This window comes from Nonomuraea sp. NPDC001684 (assembly GCF_053596515.1).
Window position 1 is genome coordinate 1 of the sequence record NZ_JBSFGJ010000690.1, and the last position, 3,223, is coordinate 3,223.

The following is a 3,223-nucleotide window of genomic DNA, read 5'->3' on the forward strand; positions in this document are numbered from 1 at the left end:
GTCAGCCGCAGTTGCCCCACGTGGAGCGTCCGCCGATGGCGCGGGCGCCGCTGGGGGCCTCGATGATGGCCGAGTACTTCACGCAGGCGCCCTTGGCGCCGGCGTAGACCGGGCCGCCGTAGTACTTGACGGTCTCGCTCACGCCGTAGCTGCTACCGCCCTGGACGGTGAGCGTGACGTTGGTCCAGGTGCTGGTGCCGACGTAGTTGCTCTTGACGACCGTCACGCAGTTCTTGCCGGTGCTGCTGTTGTAGGTCAGGTACACCGTCCCCCAGACCTTGGTGTAGTTGTGCATCTCGCTCTGGTGGACGACCTTGTAGCCGTCGCCGCAGTAGACGTCCGCGCTGGCGGCCGTCGGGATCGCCATGAGGGAGGTGGCGGCGACGAGGGTGAACGCGGCGGCCGTGAGGGTCTTCCTGAGCACAGGCATCCTTCAATCTGCTGGCATTTCGGTCATGATCTAACTCCCTTTTTTTACCATATGTTCGAATGTCTCAAGATCCATAAGCGGCGGGGGAGGGGCAGAACTCGGCGGCCAGGGCGTCGTTGAAGACGCTCAGGGGCGCCCAGTCGCCGTTGACCTGCGTGGTGAGGCGGTGCCTGCCGTCGCGGGTGCCCATGCTGTAGTTCCACGATCCGTACGTGGCGCCGCCGTTGCCCCACACGCTGGTGCCGCAGGGCAGCTTCTGTTCGAAAACGCCCAGGCCGTACCGGGTGTCGGGGATCCAGCCCGCCCCCTCGGTGGGGACGGTCGTGAGCATCTCGCGCAACTGCGCGCCCGGCAGGACACGTCCGCCGAACAGGGCGGCGAAGAACCGGTTGAGGTCGGTGGTGGTGGAGATGAGGCCGCCGGCGGCCCAGGCGAAGGACTGGTTCATCAGGGTGGCGTCGTGGACGGTGGGCTGGGGGTCGCGGGAGAACAGGATGGAGTAGTGCACGGGGTGCGGGCCCCGGATCCCGGGGTCGGCGCCGGGCAGGGAGGTGCCGTTCAGCCGCAGGGGGCGGATGACGGTCCGGTTGAGTTCCTGCTCGAACGTCCGGCCCGTCGCCTTCTCGACGATCATCGCGGCCAGGATGTAGTTGGTGTTGGAGTACTTGAAACGCCGGCCCGGCTCGCCGGTGGGCGGGTGGGCCAGGGCGATCTTCACCAGCTGCTCGGGGGTGTAGGTGTCGAAGCGATGCTTGAACCACTCGGCGCCGCCCGTGCCGAAGAACTTCTCGTCGTCGGTGTAGGCGAAGATGCCGCTGGTCTGGTTGAGCAGCTGCCGGATGGTGATCTTGCCCGGGTCGTAGGCGCTGCCGTCGAACAGGCCGGGCAGGTGCCTGTCAAGGGTGTCGTCGAGGCTCAGCTTCCCCTCGGCCGCGAGCTTGAGCACCACGGTGGCGGTGAACGCCTTGGAGGCGCTGCCGATGCGGAACCGCTCGTTCTGCCGGCGCTCGCGTCCGGTCCCGGTGTCGGACACGCCCGCCGAGCCGAACCAGGAGCGGCGGCCGTCGCGGACGTCGGCGACCATGCCGGGCGCGAGCTTGGCGGCCACCGTCCGGTCGAGCACCTGCTGCACCCCGGCATGCCCGGGAGCGGGGGACGCGGCGGCGGGCAGGGCCGTGGCGGCCAGGGTCGCGGCGGTGAGCACCGCCGCTTTCGCGGACTGGGATGCGGTCACGTCGGTTCCTTGTCTAGGGGTGGGCGGCGCGATTCTTGACGTTCGCGACAACGGAAAAGCTAACTTGCATTCGCAAATTCGTCAACTAAAAAGTGCCTATTCAACAGGTATTCAGCGTTAATTGCAATGGCGTGATGATGAATGCAAGTCGGTTGAGTTGCAATGAGATGGCGGCGAATGCAAGACTGCAGCCGTCCGTTGCGCGTACGACCAGGAAGGCGCCGCCGATGCCCGGAGGCAGGCTGACCCACCAGGACCGCCGGCAGATCGCCGAGGGGCTGGCCGAAGGGCTGACCCAGACCGAGATCGCCACCCGCCTGAACCGGCCGCTGTCCACCGTCACGCGCGAGGTGGCCCGCAACGGCGGCCCCGACGGCTACCAGGCCGACCAGGCGCACCAGGCCACCCGCGACCGCGCCCGCAGACGTCCGGCGGCCTCCGGGACGCGCGACCGCAAGGCGGTCACCGATCTGGAGGAGGAGTTCACCACGGTCATGATCGGCACCGGGTTGTCGCGGATGACCGCCCGCGTCCTGGCCAGCCTCTACCTCACCGACAGCGGCAACCTCACCGCGGCCGAGCTCACCCGCAGGCTCCAGGTCAGCCCCGCCTCGGTCTCCAAGGCGATCGGCGAGCTCGAACGGCAGGAGCTGATCCGGCGCGAACGCGACCCGCGCCGGCGGCGCGACCGCTACGTCATCGACGCCGACGCCTGGTTCCGCGGCTGGACGGCCAGCGCCCGCCAGAACGCGCTGCTGGCCGACGTCGCCCGCCAAGGCGCGGCGATGCTCGGAGCCGCCTCGCCCGCCGGGACCCGGCTGCAGGACATCGGCGACTTCTTCGACCACGTCGGCCACGCCATGCTGCAGGCGGCCGAGGAGTGGCGGCAGGCGTACGCCGCCAAGCAGGCGTCCGGCCGGGGCTGAGCGGCGGCCGCACCGGGGCGACGGCGGTGCCGGTGTCCGTGGCCAGGATCCGCCGACGTCCGCGCCGGGCTCGACCCCGCGTTCGCGGCTGCGCTAGTCGAGCCAGCCCAGCCGGGTCGCGCGGACGCCCGCCTGGAAGCGGCTCGTGGCGCCGAGCAGCGTGCTGACCTCACCCACCACCCGTGTGACCGTCCGGGTGGACACTCCCAGCGTGCGGGCGAGCGCCGAGTCCTTGGCGCCGACGGCCAGCAGGCGCAGGACGGCGCGCTGCTGCTCGGTGAGCGCCCCGGCGTCCGAGGAGCCCGGGACGTCCTTCGGCTCCGAGGCCGCCATCCAGCAGTTGTCGTACAGCGACGCCAGCGACCTCACCACGCCTCCGCCGCGGATCACCAGCGCGCCGGAGTCCAGGTCGGCGGGGTCGGCCTGGACTCCGGCGGTGTGCCGGTCGTAGATGAGCATCCGGGTCGGCACGACGGGCGCGGCCCGCACCTCGCGGCCCTGCCTCGTCCACCGATCCACGAACCCGCGCGGCACCGGCTGGGCGAAGGAGCTCTGCGCGTGCAGGGCGCGCACCCGCACCCCTCTGGCCAGCGCGCGCTCGGATCTCTCCAGGCCCTCGGTCAGCGAGGCGGG

4 protein-coding genes are annotated in these 3,223 nt (G+C 70.4%); 1 reads left to right on the top strand and 3 read right to left on the bottom strand.

Annotated features, from left to right (window positions below):
• Position 1: 1 nt before the first annotated feature.
• Together ACWCSD_RS50125 and ACWCSD_RS50130 are read right to left on the bottom strand one after the other, a co-directional pair.
• A complete protein-coding gene (locus ACWCSD_RS50125; protein ID WP_449926516.1) occupies positions 2 to 424 on the bottom strand; it encodes a spore-associated protein A in 423 nt (140 codons plus the stop codon).
• Positions 425 to 494: 70 nt separating this feature from the next.
• Positions 495 to 1,664, bottom strand: coding sequence for a serine hydrolase domain-containing protein (locus ACWCSD_RS50130; RefSeq protein WP_449926519.1), 1,170 nt, complete (start codon positions 1,662 to 1,664; stop codon positions 495 to 497).
• A gap of 227 nt (positions 1,665 to 1,891) precedes the next feature.
• Between ACWCSD_RS50130 and ACWCSD_RS50135 the strand changes: the two genes are divergently transcribed.
• Entirely contained in the window at positions 1,892 to 2,590 is a 699-nt protein-coding gene (locus ACWCSD_RS50135) for a MarR family transcriptional regulator (protein WP_449926522.1), read from the top strand.
• 93 nt (positions 2,591 to 2,683) lie between these two features.
• Here ACWCSD_RS50135 and ACWCSD_RS50140 read toward each other — a convergent pair.
• The coding region (locus ACWCSD_RS50140) for a LuxR C-terminal-related transcriptional regulator (protein ID WP_449926525.1) at positions 2,684 to 3,223 on the bottom strand (540 nt) is incomplete at its 5' end.

What these genes read in the sequence shown, in the direction of transcription:
- ACWCSD_RS50135 (WP_449926522.1), top strand. Translation starts at nt 1,892, where the DNA reads ATGCCCGGAGGCAGGCTGACCCACCAGGACCGCCGGCAGATCGCCGAG.